The organism is Acinetobacter baumannii, from assembly GCF_009759685.1.
GTDB classification, from domain to species: domain Bacteria; phylum Pseudomonadota; class Gammaproteobacteria; order Pseudomonadales; family Moraxellaceae; genus Acinetobacter; species Acinetobacter baumannii.
In genome coordinates this window covers 806988-827769 of the sequence record NZ_CP046654.1, presented here as the reverse complement: position 1 = coordinate 827769, position 20782 = coordinate 806988, and the positions used below count along the sequence as shown (strand labels likewise).

Genomic DNA, 20782 nt, shown 5'->3' with positions numbered 1-20782 from the left:
GTGTGATCTGACGAAGACACATTAACTCATTAACAGATTGGCAAAATTGAGTCTGAAATAAATTGTTCACTCAAGAGTTTAGGTTAAGCAATTAATCTAGATGAATTGAGAACTAGCAAATTAACTGAATCAAGCGTTTTGGTATGTGAATTTAGATTGAAGCTGTACAGTGCTTAAGTGCACAGTGCTCTAAACTGAAATGTTGAAGTTACTAACTTGTAGGTAACATCGACTGTTTGGGGTTGTATAGTCAAGTAATTAAGTGCATGTGGTGGATGCCTTGGCAGTCAGAGGCGATGAAAGACGTGATAGCCTGCGAAAAGCTCCGGGGAGGCGGCAAATATCCTTTGATCCGGAGATGTCTGAATGGGGGAACCCACCTACTTTAAGGTAGGTATTGCAACATGAATACATAGTGTTGCAAGGCGAACGAGGGGAAGTGAAACATCTCAGTACCCTTAGGAAAAGAAATCAATTGAGATTCCCTCAGTAGCGGCGAGCGAACGGGGATCAGCCCATTAAGTTATGTGTGTTTTAGTGGAACGCTCTGGGAAGTGCGAACGTAGAGGGTGATATTCCCGTACACGAAAGGGCACACATAATGATGACGAGTAGGGCGAGGCACGTGAAACCTTGTCTGAATATGGGGGGACCATCCTCCAAGGCTAAATACTCCTGACTGACCGATAGTGAACCAGTACCGTGAGGGAAAGGCGAAAAGAACCCCTGTGAGGGGAGTGAAATAGATCCTGAAACCGCATGCATACAAGCAGTGGGAGCACCTTTGTGGTGTGACTGCGTACCTTTTGTATAATGGGTCAGCGACTTATATTCAGTAGCGAGGTTAACCGTATAGGGGAGCCGTAGAGAAATCGAGTCTTAATAGGGCGTTTAGTTGCTGGGTATAGACCCGAAACCAGGCGATCTATCCATGAGCAGGTTGAAGGTTGGGTAACACTAACTGGAGGACCGAACCCACTGTCGTTGAAAAGCCAGGGGATGACTTGTGGATAGGGGTGAAAGGCTAATCAAGCCTGGTGATAGCTGGTTCTCCCCGAAAGCTATTTAGGTAGCGCCTCGGACGAATACCATAGGGGGTAGAGCACTGTTTCGGCTAGGGGGTCATCCCGACTTACCAAACCGATGCAAACTCCGAATACCTATGAGTACTATCCGGGAGACAGACTGCGGGTGCTAACGTCCGTAGTCAAGAGGAAAACAATCCAGACCGCCAGCTAAGGCCCCAAAATCATAGTTAAGTGGGAAACGATGTGGGAAGGCATAGACAGCTAGGAGGTTGGCTTAGAAGCAGCCACCCTTTAAAGAAAGCGTAATAGCTCACTAGTCGAGTCGGCCTGCGCGGAAGATGTAACGGGGCTAAAACTATGTGCCGAAGCTGCGGATGTATACTTTGTATACGTGGTAGGGGAGCGTTCTGTAAGCCGATGAAGGTGTGTTGAGAAGCATGCTGGAGGTATCAGAAGTGCGAATGCTGACGTGAGTAACGACAAAACGGGTGAAAAACCCGTTCGCCGAAAGACCAAGGGTTCCAGTCCAACGTTAATCGGGGCTGGGTGAGTCGACCCCTAAGGCGAGGCCGAAAGGCGTAGTCGATGGGAAAATGGTTAATATTCCATTACTTCTGTGTAATGCGATGAGAGGACGGAGAAGGCTAAATCAGCCTGGCGTTGGTTGTCCAGGTGAAAGGATGTAGGCATGTATCTTAGGCAAATCCGGGGTACTCTATGCTGAGATCTGATAGCAAGCTGTACTTGTACAGCGAAGTGGTTGATGCCATGCTTCCAGGAAAAGTCTCTAAGCTTCAGTTACACAGGAATCGTACCCGAAACCGACACAGGTGGTCAGGTCGAGTAGACCAAGGCGCTTGAGAGAACTCTGCTGAAGGAACTAGGCAAAATGGTACCGTAACTTCGGGAGAAGGTACGCTGTTGTTGGTGATGGAACTCGCTTCCTGAGCTGACGACAGCCGCAGAAACCAGGCCGCTGCAACTGTTTATTAAAAACATAGCACTCTGCAAACACGAAAGTGGACGTATAGGGTGTGATGCCTGCCCGGTGCTGGAAGGTTAATTGATGGGGTTAGCGTAAGCGAAGCTCTTGATCGAAGCCCCAGTAAACGGCGGCCGTAACTATAACGGTCCTAAGGTAGCGAAATTCCTTGTCGGGTAAGTTCCGACCTGCACGAATGGCATAATGATGGCGGCGCTGTCTCCAGCAGAGGCTCAGTGAAATCGAAATCGCTGTGAAGATGCAGTGTACCCGCGGCTAGACGGAAAGACCCCGTGAACCTTTACTGCAGCTTGACACTGAACTTTGACCTTACTTGTGTAGGATAGGTGGGAGGCTTTGAAGCTGGAACGCTAGTTCCAGTGGAGCCGTCCTTGAAATACCACCCTGGTAATGTTGAGGTTCTAACTCTGTCCCGTGATCCGGGACGAGGACCGTGTCTGGTGGGTAGTTTGACTGGGGCGGTCTCCTCCTAAAGAGTAACGGAGGAGTACGAAGGTGCGCTCAGCGTGGTCGGAAATCACGCGTAGAGTATAAAGGCAAAAGCGCGCTTAACTGCGAGACCCACAAGTCGAGCAGGTACGAAAGTAGGTCTTAGTGATCCGGTGGTTCTGTATGGAAGGGCCATCGCTCAACGGATAAAAGGTACTCTGGGGATAACAGGCTGATACCGCCCAAGAGTTCATATCGACGGCGGTGTTTGGCACCTCGATGTCGGCTCATCTCATCCTGGGGCTGAAGCAGGTCCCAAGGGTATGGCTGTTCGCCATTTAAAGAGGTACGCGAGCTGGGTTTAGAACGTCGTGAGACAGTTCGGTCCCTATCTACCGTGGGCGCTGGAAATTTGAGAGGATCTGCTCCTAGTACGAGAGGACCAGAGTGGACGAACCTCTGGTGTACCGGTTGTGACGCCAGTCGCATCGCCGGGTAGCTATGTTCGGAAGGGATAACCGCTGAAAGCATCTAAGCGGGAAGCCTACCTCAAGATAAGATTTCCCTAGGACTTTATGTCCTCTAAAGAGCCGTTCGAGACTAGGACGTTGATAGGTTGGATGTGGAAGCATAGTGATATGTGAAGCTGACCAATACTAATTGCTCGTGAGGCTTGACTATACAACACCCAAGCAGTTGTATATGAAGCATCAATCGATTCTTAAATATGCAAGACAACTTGATTTAGTTATACCTCTAGCTAAAATGAACAGATAAAGTAAGATTCAATCAGCCCAGTCTGTTACAGATTTGGAAAACGCTTCGGCATCAAATAAGACCCAAGCAAGTATCCATAAACAGTTGTGCTGGCGACCATAGCAAGAGTGAACCACCTGATCCCTTCCCGAACTCAGAAGTGAAACCTCTTAGCGCTGATGGTAGTGTGGGATTACCCATGTGAGAGTAAGTCATCGCCAGCTCATTATTCTAAACACCCCAATCTCAAAAGAGGTTGGGGTGTTTTTTTATATGGGAAAGCAATCAATAAAGAATTATTTAAATATAGAACTACAAATCATTTTTGGATGCTTACTCGGTTCTATTAGATTGAAAATTGAACTAAACGGCAGAATATTATAAAACTATAAAAAATTAGAAATAGGAAAAATAAAATGGAATATAAAGGAAGTTGTCATTGTGGTCAGGTAAAGTTTGCCGCGGAAGGTGAGCTAACAGAAGCCTTATCTTGTAATTGTTCTATCTGCCAAAAGAAAGGGTCTTTACTTTGGTTCCTGCCGACTAATCAGGTTACCGTTACTTTAGATTCTCCTGATATTTTAGCGAATTACACTTTTAACAAGCATGTGATTAATCATCATTTCTGTAAAAATTGCGGTATTCATCCCTATGCTCAAGGTATAGATGCCCAAGGTAATTCGATCTTTGCGATTAATGTTCGATGTATAGATGATATTGATTTAGAAAAGATAAAAATAAATTATTTTGATGGGCGTTCTGTTTAATAACTATAAGGTTTATTCAATGATGACTAAAAAACAATTAACTTCAAAACAAATAGATATGTTGCTTGAATTATTAAAAAATAGATTTGAAAAGAATATACATCGACATAAAGAAATTGATTGGATGAATGTGCGAGCTAAACTCATTGAGTCTCCAGACAAACTATGGGCATTGCAGGAAATGGAAAATACAGGAGGAGAGCCGGATGTTATTGCTTATGACCAGCAGAAAGATGAATATTTGTTTATAGATTGCTCTGTTGAGTCACCGAAAGGTCGTAGAAGCCTTTGCTATGATCGAGAAGCCTTAGAGTCTAGAAAAGATCATCCTCCTAAAAATAGCGCAATAGACTTAGTCCAAGAAATAGGGGCTGAACTCCTAACAGAAGAGCAATATCATCAATTACAACAGCTCGGTGAGTTTGATCTAAAAACATCAAGCTGGCTTGCTACTCCCGAGGAAATTCGAAAATTAGGAGGAGCTCTTTTTGCGGACCGTCGCTATGGTCGAGTCTTCATCTATCACAATGGAGCCCAGTCATATTATGCAGCTCGTGGTTTTCGCTGCTGTTTAAGGGTATAGGTCTTGCGAATCAACTCGATCGTCTGGATTTGATATTTTATGCCAAGAAAATGGAGATTCTTGCAACTTTTGACTGATGGTAAACATGACAAGATATGTTCTGGAATTAAATAAAAACATCAGGACATTTCTAAAAATGCAGCTCAATCCAATTTACTATAATGAACAACATATAGCTTTTGCCGATAATGTTCGTAGATTTGTACAAAAAGAAATGGCACCTTTCGTTAATGAATGGGATGAGGCTGAGACATTCCCAAGAGAACTTTATAAAAAGGCTGCCGAAATTGGATTACTGGGTCTAGGTTTTTCAGAAGAATATGGTGGTATTCCAGATGCAGATCCATTCTATTCATTACTGGCTGGTATCGAAATGGCAAAGGCGGGTTCAGGTGGGGTGCATATCTCGCTCATGGTCCATACCATTGGCGCCCCTCCCATTCAGCACTTTGGGAGTGAGGAGTTAAAGGCTAGAGTTCTGCCAGGTATTATTTCCGGTGAGAAAATTTCGGCTTTAGCGATTACAGAACCTGGTGGTGGTTCAGATGTTGCTGCATTACAGACTAAAGCTGTCAGAGATGGGGATTATTATATTGTTTCGGGCGAGAAAACATTTATTACATCGGGAATTCGTGCAGACTATTATACAGTTGCAGTGCGTACTGATCCGACAAAAACGGGTGCAGAAGGCATTTCAATGTTACTCATTGATGCACATAGTGAAGGTATTACTAAAACGCCTTTGAAGAAAATGGGGTGGTGGGCATCAGATACGGCACATTTGCATTTTGATCAAGTACGAGTACCTGCATCAAATCTACTTGGCAAAGAAAATGCTGGTTTTAAAGTTATTATGAATAACTTTAATATGGAGAGGTTTTTCTTGGGAGTAGTCGCTTATGGGTATGCATTAGTCTGTTATGAAGAAGCTTTAGAATGGGCACAGCAACGTAAAACTTTTGGTAAGCGATTAATAGATCATCAAGTAGTACGCCATAAATTGGTAGATATGGCAACCCAACTGACCTCAACGCGGGCATTACTTGAAGAAACAGCATGGAAAATGACTCAGCCGAAGTTACAAGGACCTGAGTTGGTGGCGCAAATTTCAATGCTTAAAAATGTTGCGACTCGCACTATGCAATTTTGTGCTGATGCGGCTGTACAAACATTAGGTGGTATGGGCTTTATGCGAGGTACCAAGTCAGAACGTATTTACCGTGAAGTGAAGGTCAATATGATTGGCGGTGGTGCTGAAGAAATTATGAAAGATTTGATTAGTAAACAGCTTGGTTATTAATTCTTATAAGGTGGACTTTGAGCCACCTTTTTTATTTCAAAGCCATTTCCCAAACCATTTCCGTTAACTCATCAATTTTGACTTTACCCTCAGATTTATACCAAGTTACAGTCCATGAAATTGCACCGCCAATTAAGCGTCGCCAAATAAAAGCATCGTGTTTGACTTTACCTTGTGTGCGTAACTTTTCTATAACGTCGAGCCAGATTTGTTCATATTCATTACGCATTTTTAAAAGATAATCTTGCTTTTCTTTTGATAGAGCGAACCATTCGTACACCAACACAGCCATGGCTGCACCAGTATCTCCAGTAATTGAGATCAGTTCGGATTTAATAAGAGCACGTAATTGTTGTTCTGGGTCTGTAGATTGAGTTACTGCATCATTTAAACGGGCAAGATTATAGATAATGGTCTGTTCCATCACATGAGCGAGGATATCATCTTTACTTTTGAAATGATGAAATAAGCTTCCCGATTGGATTCCAATAAACTGAGCAAGTTCACGAACAGTGGTTTTATCATAGCCTTGCTTATGAAAAAGATAGGCTGCACCGTGCAATAAACGGCCACGTGGACTGTCATCAAAGCAGGGGATATTTGGAATCTGTTCAATTGAGGTGGCAATCATGTGCTCAGTTTGTTCCTTTATCTAAAAGACTATAGTGGAAATTTTCACTAAATTTCATCGTATTTCAGGTTATTTGCCGAATTTGGAAGATTTGGTCAACATCACAATAACATTTTGCGCTTTACAAACCAAGCGCTTGCTTGGTAATGTTGAGGCTGATTTTTAGACAAAATAATGAGAAATAGAATGGCAAATAATCAGCAGGATGATCATCGAGTCGTAAAAATAGGGTGTGCCTCTGGGTTTTGGGGAGATACCAATACTGCCGCTTTTCAGTTAGTGCATTTGACCGATATTAATTATTTGGTTTTTGATTATTTGTCCGAGATTACCATGTCGATTATGGCAAAAGCGAAGATGGTAGAACCGAAACATGGTTACGCTTTAGATTTTGTCAGCCGAGTCATGGCACCCTTACTAAAAAAAATTGCTGAAAAAAAGATTAAAGTGATTAGTAATGCGGGTGGTGTTAATCCATTGGCTTGTCGGGACGCATTGCAAAAAATTATTAAAGAGTATGGTCTAGATCTGAAAGTGGCTGTGGTTTTAGGTGATGATCTTTTACCAAAACATGAGCAGCTTAAGCAGCAGAATGTTCTGGAAATGTTTAGTGGTGGACCTTTACCAGAACAAGTGGCGAGTAGTAATGCTTATCTTGGAGCAGTGGCTATTCGTGATGCTTTAGATTTGGGGGCAGATATTGTGATTACGGGCCGTGTCGTCGATTCGGCTGTGGTCCTTGCTCCTTTACTTCATGAATATCAGTGGTCGCTCGATGATTATGACAAATTGGCTCAAGGTTCGTTGGCAGGGCATGTGATTGAGTGCGGTGCGCAATGTACAGGCGGCAATTTCACCGATTGGCATTTGGTACAAGGCTTTGACAATATGGGTTTTCCAGTGGTCGAAGTGAGTGAAGATGGCTCATTTGTTGTAACTAAGCCTCAAGGTACGGGTGGTCTGGTTTCTACTGCTACTGTTGCAGAGCAAATTGTTTATGAAATAGGCAATCCTCAAGCATATTTACTACCCGATGTCATTGCTGATTTCAGCCACGTGCATTTAGAGCAAGTCGGGGAGCACCGAGTTCGTGTGACGGGTGCAAAAGGACAAGCACCAACTACACAATATAAAGTCAGCGCGACTTACCCAGATGGATATCGGGTTTTAGTGAGTTTCCTCATTGCAGGACGTGAGGCACCACAAAAAGCACAAGTCATTGCTGATGCGATTTTGACTAAGTGTGAACGTGTTTTAGCAATGCGCTCAGTGCCGCCATTTAGTGAAAAGTCTGTTGAAATTTTAGGTATTGAAAGTACCTATGGCGACCATGCCCAAACATTGAATAGTCGTGAAGTTGTGGTCAAAATAGCTGTAAAACACATGTTTAAAGAAGCATGTATGTTCTTTGCATCTGAAATTGCACAAGCTTCAACAGGTATGGCTCCAGCCTTGGCAGGAATTGTTGGAGGCCGACCCAAAGCATCTCCAGTGATCAAATTATTTTCATTTTTAATTGATAAAAATCAGATCAATGTTGAAATTGATCTTGATGGCCAACGTCACGCGGTTGAAATTCCACAAGGGGTTTCTACAGAGCAATTGCCTACATTGACGGCAGGTGAAAATGCAGTTTATCAAGGAGATGAAATTGAAGTTCCTTTGATTGAAATTGCGCATGCCCGCAGTGGTGATAAAGGCAATCATAGCAATATTGGCGTGATTGCACGTAAAGCAGACTATTTACCATGGATTCGTGCAGCACTAACTGAACAGTCTGTTGCAAGCTATATGCAACATGTCTTGGATGCTGAGAAAGGGCGAGTAATTCGTTATGAGTTACTGGGTTTAAATGCACTGAATTTTATGTTGGAGAATGCCTTAGGTGGTGGTGGTGTTGCCAGCTTACGTATTGATCCGCAAGGTAAAGCCTTTGCCCAACAGTTATTGGATATGCCTGTTAAAGTTCCGGCACATCTTTTAGAAAAATAAAATGAATGGATGAAACAAAGATGAGTTATCAATCAATATTTAGACCAGGTGCTTTCGCCAATAAAGTCATTATTGTGACAGGTGGTGGCTCAGGAATTGGACGCTGTACTGCACATGAGCTTGCAGCCCTCGGCGCTCAAGTAGTGATTACAGGACGCAAAATTGAAAAATTAGAGAAAGTAAGCCAAGAAATAATAAAAGATGGGGGCTTAGTTCATTTCATTGTTTGTGATAACCGTGAAGAAGAACAAGTGAAAAATATGATTGCCGAAGTGATTGAGAAATTCGGCAAACTCGATGGTTTGGTAAATAATGCAGGCGGGCAGTTCCCCTCAGCTTTAGAGAATATTTCGGCGAATGGTTTCGATGCAGTCGTGCGTAATAATTTACACGCAACTTTCTATCTAATGCGTGAAGCTTATAACCAATGGATGGCTAAACATGGTGGCAGTATTGTCAATATGACTGCTGATATGTGGGGCGGCATGCCGGGAATGGGACATTCTGGTGCCGCGCGTTCAGGGGTTGATAACTTAACTAAAACAGCATCGGTTGAGTGGGGCAAATCTGGTGTTCGTGTAAATGCGGTTGCACCGGGGTGGATTGTATCATCCGGTATGGATAATTATAGCGGTGATTTTGCCAAAGTAATTATTCCAAGTCTTGCTGGCAATGTACCGTTAAAACGTATGGGAACTGAGTCGGAAGTCTCATCGGCAATTTGTTATTTACTGTCCGATGCTACGGCTTTTGTGTCAGGTGTAACTTTGCGTATTGATGGCGCTGCATCGCAAGGGACACGCATGTACCCACTAGCCGAAGCAATAAATAGTCAGTCTTATAATGGTTTCCATCGCGCGTTTATTCCTGAAATTTTTAAAAAAGATAAGACTGAGAAAGTCGAGCAAAGCAATAATTCAGGCTCGGAGTGAGGAATAAAAAATGACCATTCTTCAATCCGAAATTACTGTTGGTAGTGAACAGTATCAAAAGAATAAAGAGGCACTGCTTACTCAGCTGAGTGAAGTCCGTGCAATTCAGCAAAAAAGCATTGATAAATCGTATGCTGCTAAACCGAAGTTTGACAAGAAAGGCAAGATTCTGCCGCATGAGCGTGTACGGTTATTGCTCGATGCTGATTCACCTTTCGTTGAGCTTTGTGGTTTGGTCGGCTACAACATGCATGATGATAAAGATGGCTCTGAAGCGGGTGGCGGCGTGATTGCCGGCATTGGTTTTGTCAGTGGTGTGCGTTGTCTGGTCTCTGCAAGTAACAGCGCGATTAAAGGCGGGACCATGTCACCCATGGGTGTACAGAAAACTTTGCGTTTGCAAAAAATTGCCTTAGAACAAAAACTCCCGCTGATTACGCTGACCGAAAGTGGCGGCGCTAACTTAAATTATGCAGCTGAAGTATTTACCTATGGTGGTATGACTTTTGCCAATCAGGCACGTCTGTCTGCGGCAGGTATTCCTCAGCTTGCAGTGGTACATGGGAATGCAACGGCAGGAGGAGCTTATCAACCAGGTCTTTCGGATTATGTCATTGTAGTACGCAAACAAACAGAGATGCTTCTTGCAGGTCCACCTTTACTTCTGGCTGCCACTGGCGAAGTGGCAACAGCTGAAGAGTTGGGCGGGGCTGAAATGCATGCACAGGTTGCTGGAACAGCAGAATATTTGGCTGAAAATGATGCCGATGGGATTCGACTTGCGCGTGAAATTTTTGAACACCTCAACTGGAAAGAGCAAATCAAACCAGTTGATGTGACTTATAAAGAGCCTCGTTACGATACCGAGGAACTGTTGGGTGTTATTCCAAGTGATCCTAAACAACCATTTGATATGAAAGAAGTGGTTGCCCGCATTATTGACGATTCAGATTTTCTAGAATTTAAGCAGGAATATGATGATTTAACGGTATGTGGCTGGGCAAAAATTGGTGGTTTGCATATCGGTATTATTACCAATAATGGTCCGATTACCCCTCAAGGAGCAGCGAAAGCAGCTCAGTTTATTCACTTATGTGAACAGACCAACCGTCCGTTATTATTCTTACATAACACTACTGGCTTTATGGTGGGAACCGATGCCGAGCAAAATGGCATTATTAAACATGGCTCAAAACTGATTCAAGCGGTTGCCAATTGTACTGTACCTAAAATTTCAATCGTTGTGGCAGGGTCATATGGTGCTGGTAACTACGCAATGTGTGGTCGGAGTTTATCGCCAGATTTTATTTTTGCTTGGCCGAACTCGCATGTTGCTGTAATGGGGGCTGCACAGGCCGGAAAGATACTGCGTATTGTTGCTGAAGGGAAACAAAAAGCTTCCGGGCAGGAACCGAATCCGCAAATGCTCGATTTTCTTGAGCAAAGTACTGCGATGAAATTAGAGCAGCAATCTACCGCGCTTTTCAATACGGCCATGCTACATGATGACGGCATTATTGACCCGCGAGATACCCGAAAATTACTTATTTTCCTTTTAGAAACTATTTATGAAGCACAGCAACGCGAACTAAATCCGACCCGTTTTGGTGTGTCTCGTTTTTAATCAATCTTTACCGTAATTAAAAAATTAATAGGAATAACACAATGAAATTTACTGCCGAACATGAAGCACTGCGCCGTACAGCTCGTCAATTTGTTGAAAATGAACTGAATCCGCATATTCCAGAATGGGAAGAAGCTGGACGTTTCCCGATCCACGATGTATTTAAAAAGATGGGGGATCTTGGCCTATTGGGGATTTGTAAGCCTGAGGAAAATGGTGGTCTGGCTTTAGATTACTCTTATAACTTAGTTGTGGCTGAAGAAATTGGACGCGCAGCTTGCGGCGGTGTGCCTTTAGCCATTGGTGTACAAACAGATATGGCAACACCTGCTTTGGCGCGTTTTGGTAGCAAAGAATTACGTGATGAGTTTTTAACACCAGCCATTGCTGGAGAATATGTTGCCTCAATTGCGGTATCGGAAGTGCATGCTGGTTCGGATGTTGCTGCTATTAAAACGACTGCTAAAAAAGATGGCGATGACTATGTCATTAACGGCAGCAAAATGTGGATTACCAACTCACTGCAGGCCGATTTCTTCTGTCTTTTAGCCAACACATCTGACGATAAACCACATGTTAATAAGTCGATGATTATTGTGCCAGCCAAAACTAAAGGGATTAGTTTTTCAGAGCCGTTAAATAAATTAGGGATGCGTTCAACGACCACAGCGCAGGTTTATTTAGACAATGTACGTGTACCTCAGCGTAACTTGGTTGGCGTTGAAGGTATGGGCTTCATGATGCAGATGATGCAATTTCAGGAAGAGCGTTTATGGGCTTGTGCTAATGCGATTGGTGGTTTGGAAAATTTAATTCAAAAGACTATCGCCTATACCAAAGAGCGTACGACATTTGGTCAACCACTCATTAATAACCAATATATCCATTTTCGTTTTGCCGAACTCATGACTGAAGTAGAAGCGCTTAAAGCCTTAACCTACCAAGCGTGTGAACAGCATATTGCGGGTGAAGATGTGACTAAGCTGGCATCTATGGCAAAGCTCAAAGCAGGCCGTTTAAGCCGTGAAGTTGCCGATAGCTGTCTACAATATTGGGGTGGCAATGGCTTTATGTGGGATAACCCTGCATCCCAGCTATATCGTGATGGTCGTTTAGGCTCTATTGGCGGTGGCGCAGATGAGATTATGTTGGGGATTATCTGTAAGTTGATGGATATCTTGCCAAAAAAACAAAAATAAGGAATCAACCATGACACTTTCAGCATCGCTTCAAGCTTTAGATATTGATGACAGTATTCAATTAGAACAAGACGGCAGTGTTTTATATCTTTGGTTAAACCGACCAGAGAGCCGTAATGCCATGAACTTGAATATGGTCAATGCGATTCAACAAGTTTTTACTGCCATTCGTGATGATCTTTCAATTCGTGCAGTCATCTTTCGTGGTGAAGGTGGGACTTTCTGCGCAGGTGGTGATATTAAGGACATGGCTGCTTTACGCGTTGAAGCAACTAACATTGGTAGTCTACAACCTTATACTGACTTTAACCGCCGTTTTGGTGCCATGCTTGAGCAAGTTGAAGCTGCACCACAGACTGTTGTGGTCATTTTAGAAGGTGCGGTGTTAGGTGGAGGTTTTGGGCTGGCATGTGTTTCTGATGTTGCCATTAGCCGTGATAATGCGCAGTTTGGTTTACCTGAAACTGGGCTTGGTGTGATTCCTGCTCAAATTGCTCCTTTTGTGGTGAAACGTATTGGCCTGACTCAGGCACGCCGACTTGCTTTACTCGGCATGCGTTTTGAAGGGCATACAGCACTGAGTGTCGGTGTGGTTCATCAAATTGCACATAATGAAATTGAACTTGAACAAGCTTTAGAGGAAACCATTCAACACATTAAACGAGCAGCTCCTCAAGCTTCACGTGTGACTAAAGCACTGTTATATCGAACACTCAATGAACCTTTAAATGAGTTGCTAGATGATGCTGCACAGCAGTTTGCTCAAGCGGTTGGTGGTGCTGAAGGACAAGAAGGAACGATGGCTTTTATCCAGAAAAGGTTACCAAATTGGGCCGATGAATCATAAGAGATAAGGATAAAAATAATGAAATTTTCAAAAATACTGGTTGCCAATCGTGGTGAAATTGCAGTTCGCGTGATGCAAACAGCCAAGGCAATGGGTTACCAAACCGTCGCAGTTTATTCCGATGCAGACCGTAATGCTCGCCATGTGCAAGAGGCTGATGAAGCTGTTTATATTGGTGCTTCAAAAGTATCGGAGTCTTATCTCTCCATCGCTAAAATTATTGAAGCTTGCAAAAAAACAGGGGCGGATGCAGTTCACCCCGGCTATGGTTTTTTGTCAGAAAATACTGATTTTGCTCAGGCATGTATCGATAATCAGATTACCTTTATTGGGCCTACCGCTTCTGCAATTGAGTTAATGGGCAGTAAACGCCTTTCAAAAATCGCCATGATTGAGGCGGGCGTCCCTTGTGTGCCGGGGTATGAAGGTGACCGACAAGATCTCGAATATTTAGCAACTCAAGCTGAGCAGATTGGCTTTCCAATTATGGTCAAAGCTTCTGCGGGTGGTGGCGGTCGTGGCATGCGTTTGGTACAGCAAGCATCCGAGTTGTTTGAGGCATTACAAACCGCACGTTCAGAAGCTGAAAATGCTTTTGGTTCTGGCGAGCTCATTTTAGAAAAAGCAGTCATTGCTCCACGCCATGTCGAAATTCAGGTTTTTGGCGATACACACGGCAATTATGTCTATCTATTTGAACGTGATTGTTCGATTCAGCGCCGTCATCAAAAAGTAGTTGAAGAATCTCCCTGTCCGGTGATGACGCCTGAACTACGTCAGCAAATGGGTGAGGCAGCTGTAGCAGCGGCAAAAGCATGTGCTTATGTCGGGGCAGGTACAGTTGAGTTTTTGCTAGATGCATCGGGTGCATTTTACTTTCTGGAGATGAATACCCGTTTGCAAGTGGAGCATTCTGTCACTGAGCTTATTACAGGGTTGGATTTAGTTGAATGGCAGTTACGTGTGGCGAATGGTGAGCAGTTACCTTTAAAGCAACAGGAATTGACCTTAAATGGACATGCGATCGAAGTACGTTTGTATGCAGAAGACCCACGTCAGGACTTTTTACCACAAACAGGAAAAATTTTACGTTGGAAGCCTGCAACCTTGCCAAATGTGCGAATTGATCATGGCATGTTAGCAACTGATGAAGTCAGTCCATTTTACGATCCGATGGTAGCAAAGGTGATTGCCTATGGGAAAACCCGTGAGGATGCGATTCGCTTACTGGCTCGTGCAGTCGATGATAGTGTTTTACTTGGAGTGAATAGTAATAAACAGTTCTTGGTCAATTTACTGCGCCATCCAGTTGTTGTCGCAGGGGATACCAATACTGCATTCATCCAACAGCATTTCAAAAATGATCCGAGCTTACACTATCAAGTTTTATCTTTAGAAACCTTAGCGATTGCTGCAGCACTATTTAGCCAAAGTAAAGGTACTGCAGTGTGGCAAACTGGGCTTGGTGTGCCATTACCGTTAAAATTACAAACTGCCGATCAGCAAATTCAATTGCAGCTTTCATCTGTAAATAACACATTCACGGTAAAGTTCTGTGATCAAGTAGTTTGTATTGATGTGCTTGAGAAAACGCCAGAACAGCTAGTTTACTTAATTGATGGTGTACTTCGCCGTGTTCAATATGTATTGGATGATGATCAGCTTTATCTAGATCGAGATAATGGCAATGTTTTGATACGCAATATGACTTACGCTGCACCAGAAGCTACCGATGTAGCGGGAGATGGCAAAATTCGAGCACCGATGGATGGGGCTGTAGTGAATATCCTAGTCAATGAAGGCGATCAAGTAGTAAAGGGCCAAACATTATTGATTCTTGAAGCCATGAAAATTCAGCAACAGATTAAATCTGATGTGGATGGTGTAGTCGATGAAATTTTAGGTCAGCAAGGTCAACAAGTGAAAAAACGGCAAATGCTGTTTAGTATCCAAATTTAAGAGAAAAGCAATTGTGGTTACTAGTAATCACTATTGATCTATAGAAGATGATTATTTAAATCAAAAAAGGGAACATACGTTCCCTTTAATTATAAAAAACAAAATTATACAAGCTGTGTATACATACAATAGAGATAGCCTAAAATAGCTAAAGCAACAAGAGGAGCGATAACTTTTGACCATCCAGGAATAAAAGTTTCGATAGGTTGCTCTTCAACATGTAAATCTTCATGATGTGGTTGGGCTTGGTGAACCATTTGGTTGAACTCCTTCATTGTTGCATCCAATGATAGCTCTTCTTGTTCAACAGGTTTAGAACCAATGAGCTCTGTTAGATGGTTTGTTGACCAAACCCAATCTTCAGCTTGGCCAGATAAATGTTCAACTTGCCCTAAAATGAGCTCTTTTAAACCACTTTGGCCGAAACCACCAGTCTCATCAAGTTGATTAAGTTCTGTTAACTGTAATGCCAGAATCTCAGAAATACTTTGCTCAAGTTCAGAATTTTTTAAAACTGACTTATTGTGTTTTGACGTAGTTAGATGACGTGCAACTTCTTGAATATACAATGGATCGGCAGTTTTGATTTCATGATAAATTTTATTGTCGTCCTGACGCCATAAGCTGATTAATTTACCAAGCGTCAATATATTCACTTCGTCAATCAGCTTATTTTTCTCATTGGCTGGATATTGATTTAAAAGCTGAGGCTTTTGAATTTTTATTTGCTCAGCAAAGTATTGGACTAAATCAAATGCCATACTTTATTCCTCTAAAATTAATCTAAAATTCTTAATGTTGGCTTTTTCTTGGTTGGTTCAGATGTTTCTTGTGTTTCTGAGTCTAACTTATCTTCTACAGGCGCTACATTGGCATATTCTTCAGGGTCAAAGAATAAACCTTGTCCATTTTCACGTGCATAAATACCTAAAACTGCTTGAATAGGTACGTAAATATCTTTGGAAACGCCGCCAAAACGTGCTGAAAATGTAATCGCATCATTGCTAATGAGTAGTTGATGTACCGCATGAGGCACAATGTTTAAAACAATTTGTCCATCTTTCACAAACTGTTGTGGTACATCAGTGTGAGGTTGTGTTGCATCAACGAGTAAATAAGGTGTGAGTTGATTGTCACAAATCCATTCATAGATTGCACGAGCAAGATAAGGACGTGTAGGGGTTAATTCAATAGTTTGCTCAGACATATCACACTATTCCATATTTAATAGTTCATTGTAACGGGTTTTCTCTTGGGGCGTCATTGATTTAACAAAAGAAGGGCGGCTAAAGATACGTTTACAATACAAAAATATAGGTCGACACTGCTGCTTTGGTAAATCAATTCCCATGCTATTAAGTCTCACAAAAATTGGAGCAAGCATACAGTCCAGGATTGAAAAATTTTCGGACATAAAATAAGGGAAATGCTGAAATAAAGGGGTAAGTGATATTAAGGTATCACGCAATTCTTTTTGTGCTTTTTGTTTTTGTTCTACATTTAACGTATCTGCATGTCTAAGCATATGATCGGCCAACTTAAACCAATCATTTTCAAGACGCCAAATATATTGGCGTTGCTCTGCACGTGCCATAGGGGCATCGGCATATAGTTTATTCTGACGATATCGATCATCGAGATACTCAGCAATGATAGGTGCTGAAAATAATTTAAGATTTTGCTCAACCAGCATTGGCAATTGATTATAAGGATTTAGGCTTGCCAGATCTTCATCTTCGTGATCAGTCACGATTAATTGATATTTAATTTGTTTTTCTGCCAATAAAAAACGGATCCAGTGTGAACGGAAATCATCAGCATGGCTGTAAAGGGTAATTCCCTGAATTGAGGTGTTTTCGACCGACATATCACAAGGTATGGTTGTGTGAATCGGTTAGAATACTAAAAATATGCGTGGAAATCACGGTGACAAAGATAGAGTTTCATATATTTATCTGTTTCACTCATCTACAAAATGAATATGCAATAAAAAAGCCTTGGAAAAACCAAGGCTTTTTGTCCGATTCGGTAAACGAATTAACGTTTAGAGAATTGAGGACGTTTACGAGCTTTACGTAAACCAAGTTTCTTACGTTCAACTTCACGAGCATCACGAGTAACGAAACCAGCTTGACGAAGAACAGGTTTTAAAGTTTCGTCAGCAGCGATAAGTGCACGAGTAATACCGTGACGGATCGCACCAGCTTGACCACCGATACCACCACCTTTAACAGTGATGTAAAGGTCATATTTTTCAGTAGCTTCTAAAAGCTCTAAAGGTTGACGAACAACCATACGAGCAGTTTCACGACCGAAATATTGCTCTAAAGTACGGTTGTTAATAACGAGTTTACCTGTACCAGCTGACAAGAAAACACGTGCAGTTGCGGTCTTACGGCGACCTGTACCATAATTAGTAGCCATGTGCTGTATCCCTTAGATGTCCAAAACTTGTGGCTGTTGAGCAGCGTGTGGATGCTCGCTACCAGCGTACACTTTCATCTTCTTGATCATTGCATAACCAAGAGGACCTTTTGGCAACATGCCTTTAACAGCACGTTCAAAGATTTCTTCAGGTTTGTGAGCAACTAATTTTTCGAAATTAGTTTCTTTTAAACCGCCTGGGAATTCAGTGTGGCGATAGTATTTCTTGTCAAGCGCTTTGTTACCAGTCACTTGAACTTGTTCAGCATTGATAACGATGATGTAGTCACCAGCGTCAACGTGAGGAGTATAAGAAGTTTTGTGCTTACCGCGTAAACGACGTGCAATTTCAGTCGCTAAACGACCAAGAGTTTTACCTGTAGCATCAACAACGAACCAATCGTGTTGTACTTCAGCAGGCTTTGCGCTGAGAGTTTTCATTCAAACACTACCTATTATAGTTGGTTTGAGCTAGACATCGCTCAAACAAAAAGGAGACGAGATTCTAAACGAGTTTGTTGTCAATCACAAGAAAAATCCCATATAAGCTACATAATTTTATCCCTAATCCGATGAATGTAGGATATGTTAAAATAATTCAAATTTTAGAGATGTGTCGGGGGTGATTGTGCTGCCTTTATATGTCACTTCCGGTGAACCTGCCGGTATTGGTCCAGATATTTGTTTAAGTCTGGCAAAACGGGTTGATGAACGTCCTGTTGTGGTTTTGGCTGATCGAAATCTAGTACAACAACGCGCTCAAAAGCTTGGTCTAGACATTAAATTTTTAGAGTATAGCGGACAAGCTGAATCGTCTTTGCAAGGCGAGCTTTATATAGAACATGTACCCCTAGAAACTATAGTCGTTGATGGACAGCTTAATGCTGCTAATGCCGCTTATGTATTAGAGCAATTACGTCGCTCAGCTGATTATGCTATGTCTGGTAAGAGCGTCGGTGTAACCACTGCTCCTGTTCAAAAGTCGGTGATTAATGATGCAGGGATTTTATTTAGTGGACATACTGAATATTATCAAGAATTTGCAGGCGTAGAGCGTGTTGTTATGATGCTGGCAACGAAAACGTTGCGGGTGGCTCTGGCGACCACTCATTTACCATTAAAAGATGTCGCGGATGCAATTACCAAAGAACGCTTGCATCAAGTGATTGATATTTTACTTCACGACTTAAAAACCAAGTTTAAAATTAATGATCCTCGAGTCTTAGTATGTGGGTTAAATCCTCATGCAGGCGAAGATGGTTATTTGGGACGTGAAGAGATTGATACGATCAATCCGGTACTTGAAAGCTACCGATCACAGGGAGTTAAATTAAGTTTAAGTTTGCCAGCTGATACTTTATTTACGCCCGAACATCTTAAAAATGCTGACGCTGTTCTTGCGATGTACCATGATCAAGGCTTACCTGTGTTAAAATCACAGGGTTTTGGTGAAGCAATCAATATCACATTGGGCTTACCATTTATTCGGACTTCGGTCGATCATGGTACTGCTCTGTCTTTAGCTGGGACAGGATTGGCAAAAAGCTCAAGTTTAAATGTCGCTGTCGATTTAGCTTTATCTTTGGCAGCGAGTTAAATTTTTCATGTTGGAAATGTTCTATGTATCAAATTAATGCCCTAAACCCGAAAGATGAAGGGCATAAAGCTCGTAAACGTTTTGGTCAAAACTTCTTACATGATCAACGAGTCATTGCCAAAATTGTACGCTCAGTCAATCCGCGTACGGGTGATAATATCGTCGAAATTGGTCCAGGTTTAGCTGCTTTAACTTCTCCTCTAATTGGAGAATGTGATGCATTAACTGTAGTTGAATTAGACCGTGATTTAGCTGCTGGCTTACCTGAACGCGTGCCACATCCAGAACGTTTAACTATCGTAGAAGCTGATGCATTAAAATATGATTTTAGTCAGCTTGTAAAAGATGGGCGTCCATTACGCGTTGTCGGCAATTTGCCTTATAACATTTCTACACCATTACTTTTTCATCTCTTGGAATTTGGTAGCCAAGTTAAAGACATGCACTTCATGTTGCAAAAAGAAGTGGTAGAACGTATTACTGCTGAACCGAATACAAAAGAATATGGCCGTTTATCAGTCATGATCCAATATTATTGTCAGCCTACCTTTTTATTTGAAGTTCCAGCAGGCGCATTTAACCCGCCACCAAAAGTGACAAGTGCAGTATTTCGCTTGGTTCCTTACGAACAAAAACCAATTACGGCGAAAGATGAAAAAGCTTTAGCTCGCTTGGTTGCCCACGTCTTTACTCAGCGCCGTAAAACGCTAAGAAACAGTCTTAAAGGCATGTTGGCAGAGGATGGTTTCGAGAAAGCAGGAGTCGACCCAATGGCTCGTCCAGAAACTTTAACTCTTGCAGAGTTTGTGGCTTTGGCAGATCAAATGGTGGCATAAATGACTAAGCGCTATAACTATGTAATTGGAGATGTGCAAGGTTGTTTTGAGGCACTTAAAGCGCTATTAAAAGAAATACGTTTTGACCCTGATCAAGATTTTATCTGGTTTGCTGGTGACTTGGTTGCACGTGGTGAAAACTCTGTAGGTGCTCTACGTTTTATTAAAAAACTAGCTGATCGAGGGGCTGCTGCTACTGTATTAGGTAATCATGATTTAACCCTGATTGCCGGTGCTCGCGGTCTTAAGGAAATTAAAGAAAAAGATCGCACGCGGGATGTTATTGACGCCGTGGATGGTGATGATCTTATCGATTGGTTACGTAAACAGCCGTTATGTTTATTTCCAAATGAGCAAACAATACTGACGCACGCAGGTGTACCTTGTATTTGGGATGCACAAAAAACTGCTGCATTGGCAAAAGAAGTTGAGGCTGTATTGGCGCATGATGATTTATCTGTGCTAGATGCATTTTTAGCTGAAATGTATGGTTCAAAACCCGATCTTTGGACAGATGATTTGACAGGTAATGAACGTTTACGTTGTATTACCAATTACTTAACTCGTATGCGTTTAACTAATGCAGAAGGGGCTTTGGAGTTTAGTTTTAAAGATACTTTAGATGCACCAATGCCAGAAGGTTATTTACCGTGGTTTGAATTTCCAAGTAAGGCTGCACAAACCCATCAAATATTTTTTGGACATTGGGCTGCTCTAGAGGGTAGAACTATTAGTGAGCACATCCAAAATGTTGATGGTGGTTGTGTATGGGGTAAAAACTTAATTGCTTATCGTCTTGAAGATCAACAAGCTTTTTCTGTGAGCAATCCTGTTATGTAATAAAAAAAAGCCGCTGAAACGGCTTTTTTATTTTT

Annotated in this window: 18 protein-coding genes and 2 rRNA genes; 14 read left to right on the top strand and 6 right to left on the bottom strand. The window is 42.2% G+C overall.

Annotated features, from left to right (window positions below; all coding sequences use genetic code 11):
* The first annotated feature begins 248 nt into the window (after positions 1 to 248).
* From GO593_RS03850 to GO593_RS03830, 5 genes are all read left to right on the top strand, one after another.
* Positions 249 to 3141 (top strand): 23S ribosomal RNA (locus GO593_RS03850).
* A gap of 184 nt (positions 3142 to 3325) precedes the next feature.
* Positions 3326 to 3440, top strand: a 5S ribosomal RNA gene (rrf, locus tag GO593_RS03845).
* 192 nt (positions 3441 to 3632) lie between these two features.
* Positions 3633 to 3983, top strand: a complete 351-nt coding sequence (locus GO593_RS03840) for a GFA family protein (protein ID WP_000455817.1) — start codon at positions 3633 to 3635, stop codon at positions 3981 to 3983.
* A gap of 19 nt (positions 3984 to 4002) precedes the next feature.
* Complete coding sequence (locus GO593_RS03835) at positions 4003 to 4566, top strand: DUF4256 domain-containing protein (protein WP_000988415.1); 564 nt, start codon at positions 4003 to 4005, stop codon at positions 4564 to 4566.
* Positions 4567 to 4702: 136 nt separating this feature from the next.
* Positions 4703 to 5866, top strand: a complete 1164-nt coding sequence (locus tag GO593_RS03830; protein WP_001176654.1) for an acyl-CoA dehydrogenase family protein — start codon at positions 4703 to 4705, stop codon at positions 5864 to 5866.
* Between the two features lie 31 nt (positions 5867 to 5897).
* Here the strand turns inward: GO593_RS03830 and GO593_RS03825 are convergent, their stop codons facing one another.
* Positions 5898 to 6497, bottom strand: coding sequence for a TetR/AcrR family transcriptional regulator (locus tag GO593_RS03825; protein ID WP_000562192.1), 600 nt, complete (start codon positions 6495 to 6497; stop codon positions 5898 to 5900).
* A gap of 186 nt (positions 6498 to 6683) precedes the next feature.
* Here GO593_RS03825 and GO593_RS03820 point away from each other — a divergent pair, with 186 nt between their 5' ends.
* Genes GO593_RS03820 through GO593_RS03795 form a run of 6 tightly spaced genes read left to right on the top strand, consistent with a single transcriptional unit; the run spans position 6684 to position 15050 of the window.
* Positions 6684 to 8489 (top strand): acyclic terpene utilization AtuA family protein, encoded by a 1806-nt coding sequence (locus GO593_RS03820; protein WP_000002852.1) that lies wholly within the window; start codon positions 6684 to 6686, stop codon positions 8487 to 8489.
* A gap of 20 nt (positions 8490 to 8509) precedes the next feature.
* Positions 8510 to 9421 carry an SDR family oxidoreductase gene (locus tag GO593_RS03815; RefSeq protein WP_000121945.1) on the top strand — a complete coding sequence of 304 codons (912 nt, stop codon included), beginning with the start codon at positions 8510 to 8512 and terminating at the stop codon, positions 9419 to 9421.
* Positions 9422 to 9431: 10 nt separating this feature from the next.
* A complete protein-coding gene (locus GO593_RS03810) occupies positions 9432 to 11045 on the top strand; it encodes an acyl-CoA carboxylase subunit beta (protein WP_000154099.1) in 1614 nt (537 codons plus the stop codon).
* 41 nt (positions 11046 to 11086) lie between these two features.
* Complete coding sequence (locus tag GO593_RS03805) at positions 11087 to 12244, top strand: acyl-CoA dehydrogenase family protein (protein WP_000673010.1); 1158 nt, start codon at positions 11087 to 11089, stop codon at positions 12242 to 12244.
* A 10-nt stretch (positions 12245 to 12254) separates the two neighbouring features.
* Entirely contained in the window at positions 12255 to 13091 is an 837-nt protein-coding gene (locus GO593_RS03800) for an enoyl-CoA hydratase/isomerase family protein (protein WP_000175514.1), read from the top strand.
* Between the two features lie 18 nt (positions 13092 to 13109).
* Positions 13110 to 15050 (top strand): acetyl/propionyl/methylcrotonyl-CoA carboxylase subunit alpha, encoded by a 1941-nt coding sequence (locus GO593_RS03795; protein ID WP_000672542.1) that lies wholly within the window; start codon positions 13110 to 13112, stop codon positions 15048 to 15050.
* 104 nt (positions 15051 to 15154) lie between these two features.
* Here GO593_RS03795 and GO593_RS03790 read toward each other — a convergent pair whose 3' ends face one another.
* The 5 genes from GO593_RS03790 to rplM all read right to left on the bottom strand — a co-directional run bounded on the left by GO593_RS03790 (position 15155) and on the right by rplM (position 17915).
* Positions 15155 to 15811 (bottom strand): hypothetical protein, encoded by a 657-nt coding sequence (locus GO593_RS03790; RefSeq protein ID WP_000863328.1) that lies wholly within the window; start codon positions 15809 to 15811, stop codon positions 15155 to 15157.
* Positions 15812 to 15828: 17 nt separating this feature from the next.
* Positions 15829 to 16257 carry a ClpXP protease specificity-enhancing factor gene (locus GO593_RS03785; protein WP_000003709.1) on the bottom strand — a complete coding sequence of 143 codons (429 nt, stop codon included), beginning with the start codon at positions 16255 to 16257 and terminating at the stop codon, positions 15829 to 15831.
* 6 nt (positions 16258 to 16263) lie between these two features.
* Complete coding sequence (locus GO593_RS03780; protein WP_000110148.1) at positions 16264 to 16917, bottom strand: glutathione S-transferase N-terminal domain-containing protein; 654 nt, start codon at positions 16915 to 16917, stop codon at positions 16264 to 16266.
* A gap of 170 nt (positions 16918 to 17087) precedes the next feature.
* Positions 17088 to 17474, bottom strand: coding sequence for a 30S ribosomal protein S9 (gene rpsI, locus GO593_RS03775; RefSeq protein ID WP_000224786.1), 387 nt, complete (start codon positions 17472 to 17474; stop codon positions 17088 to 17090).
* Positions 17475 to 17486: 12 nt separating this feature from the next.
* Positions 17487 to 17915: a 50S ribosomal protein L13 gene (gene rplM / locus GO593_RS03770; protein ID WP_000854894.1), complete on the bottom strand. Its 429-nt coding sequence runs from the start codon at positions 17913 to 17915 to the stop codon at positions 17487 to 17489.
* Positions 17916 to 18087: 172 nt separating this feature from the next.
* Between rplM and pdxA the strand changes: the two genes are divergently transcribed.
* From pdxA to GO593_RS03755, 3 genes are read left to right on the top strand one after another with little or no spacing between them, the layout of a single operon-like run.
* Positions 18088 to 19071, top strand: a complete 984-nt coding sequence (gene pdxA, locus GO593_RS03765; protein WP_000017237.1) for a 4-hydroxythreonine-4-phosphate dehydrogenase PdxA — start codon at positions 18088 to 18090, stop codon at positions 19069 to 19071.
* A 23-nt stretch (positions 19072 to 19094) separates the two neighbouring features.
* A complete protein-coding gene (gene rsmA / locus GO593_RS03760) occupies positions 19095 to 19907 on the top strand; it encodes a 16S rRNA (adenine(1518)-N(6)/adenine(1519)-N(6))-dimethyltransferase RsmA (RefSeq protein WP_000284347.1) in 813 nt (270 codons plus the stop codon).
* A complete protein-coding gene (locus GO593_RS03755; RefSeq protein WP_000167246.1) occupies positions 19908 to 20747 on the top strand; it encodes a symmetrical bis(5'-nucleosyl)-tetraphosphatase in 840 nt (279 codons plus the stop codon).
* The last annotated feature ends 35 nt before the right edge of the window (positions 20748 to 20782 follow it).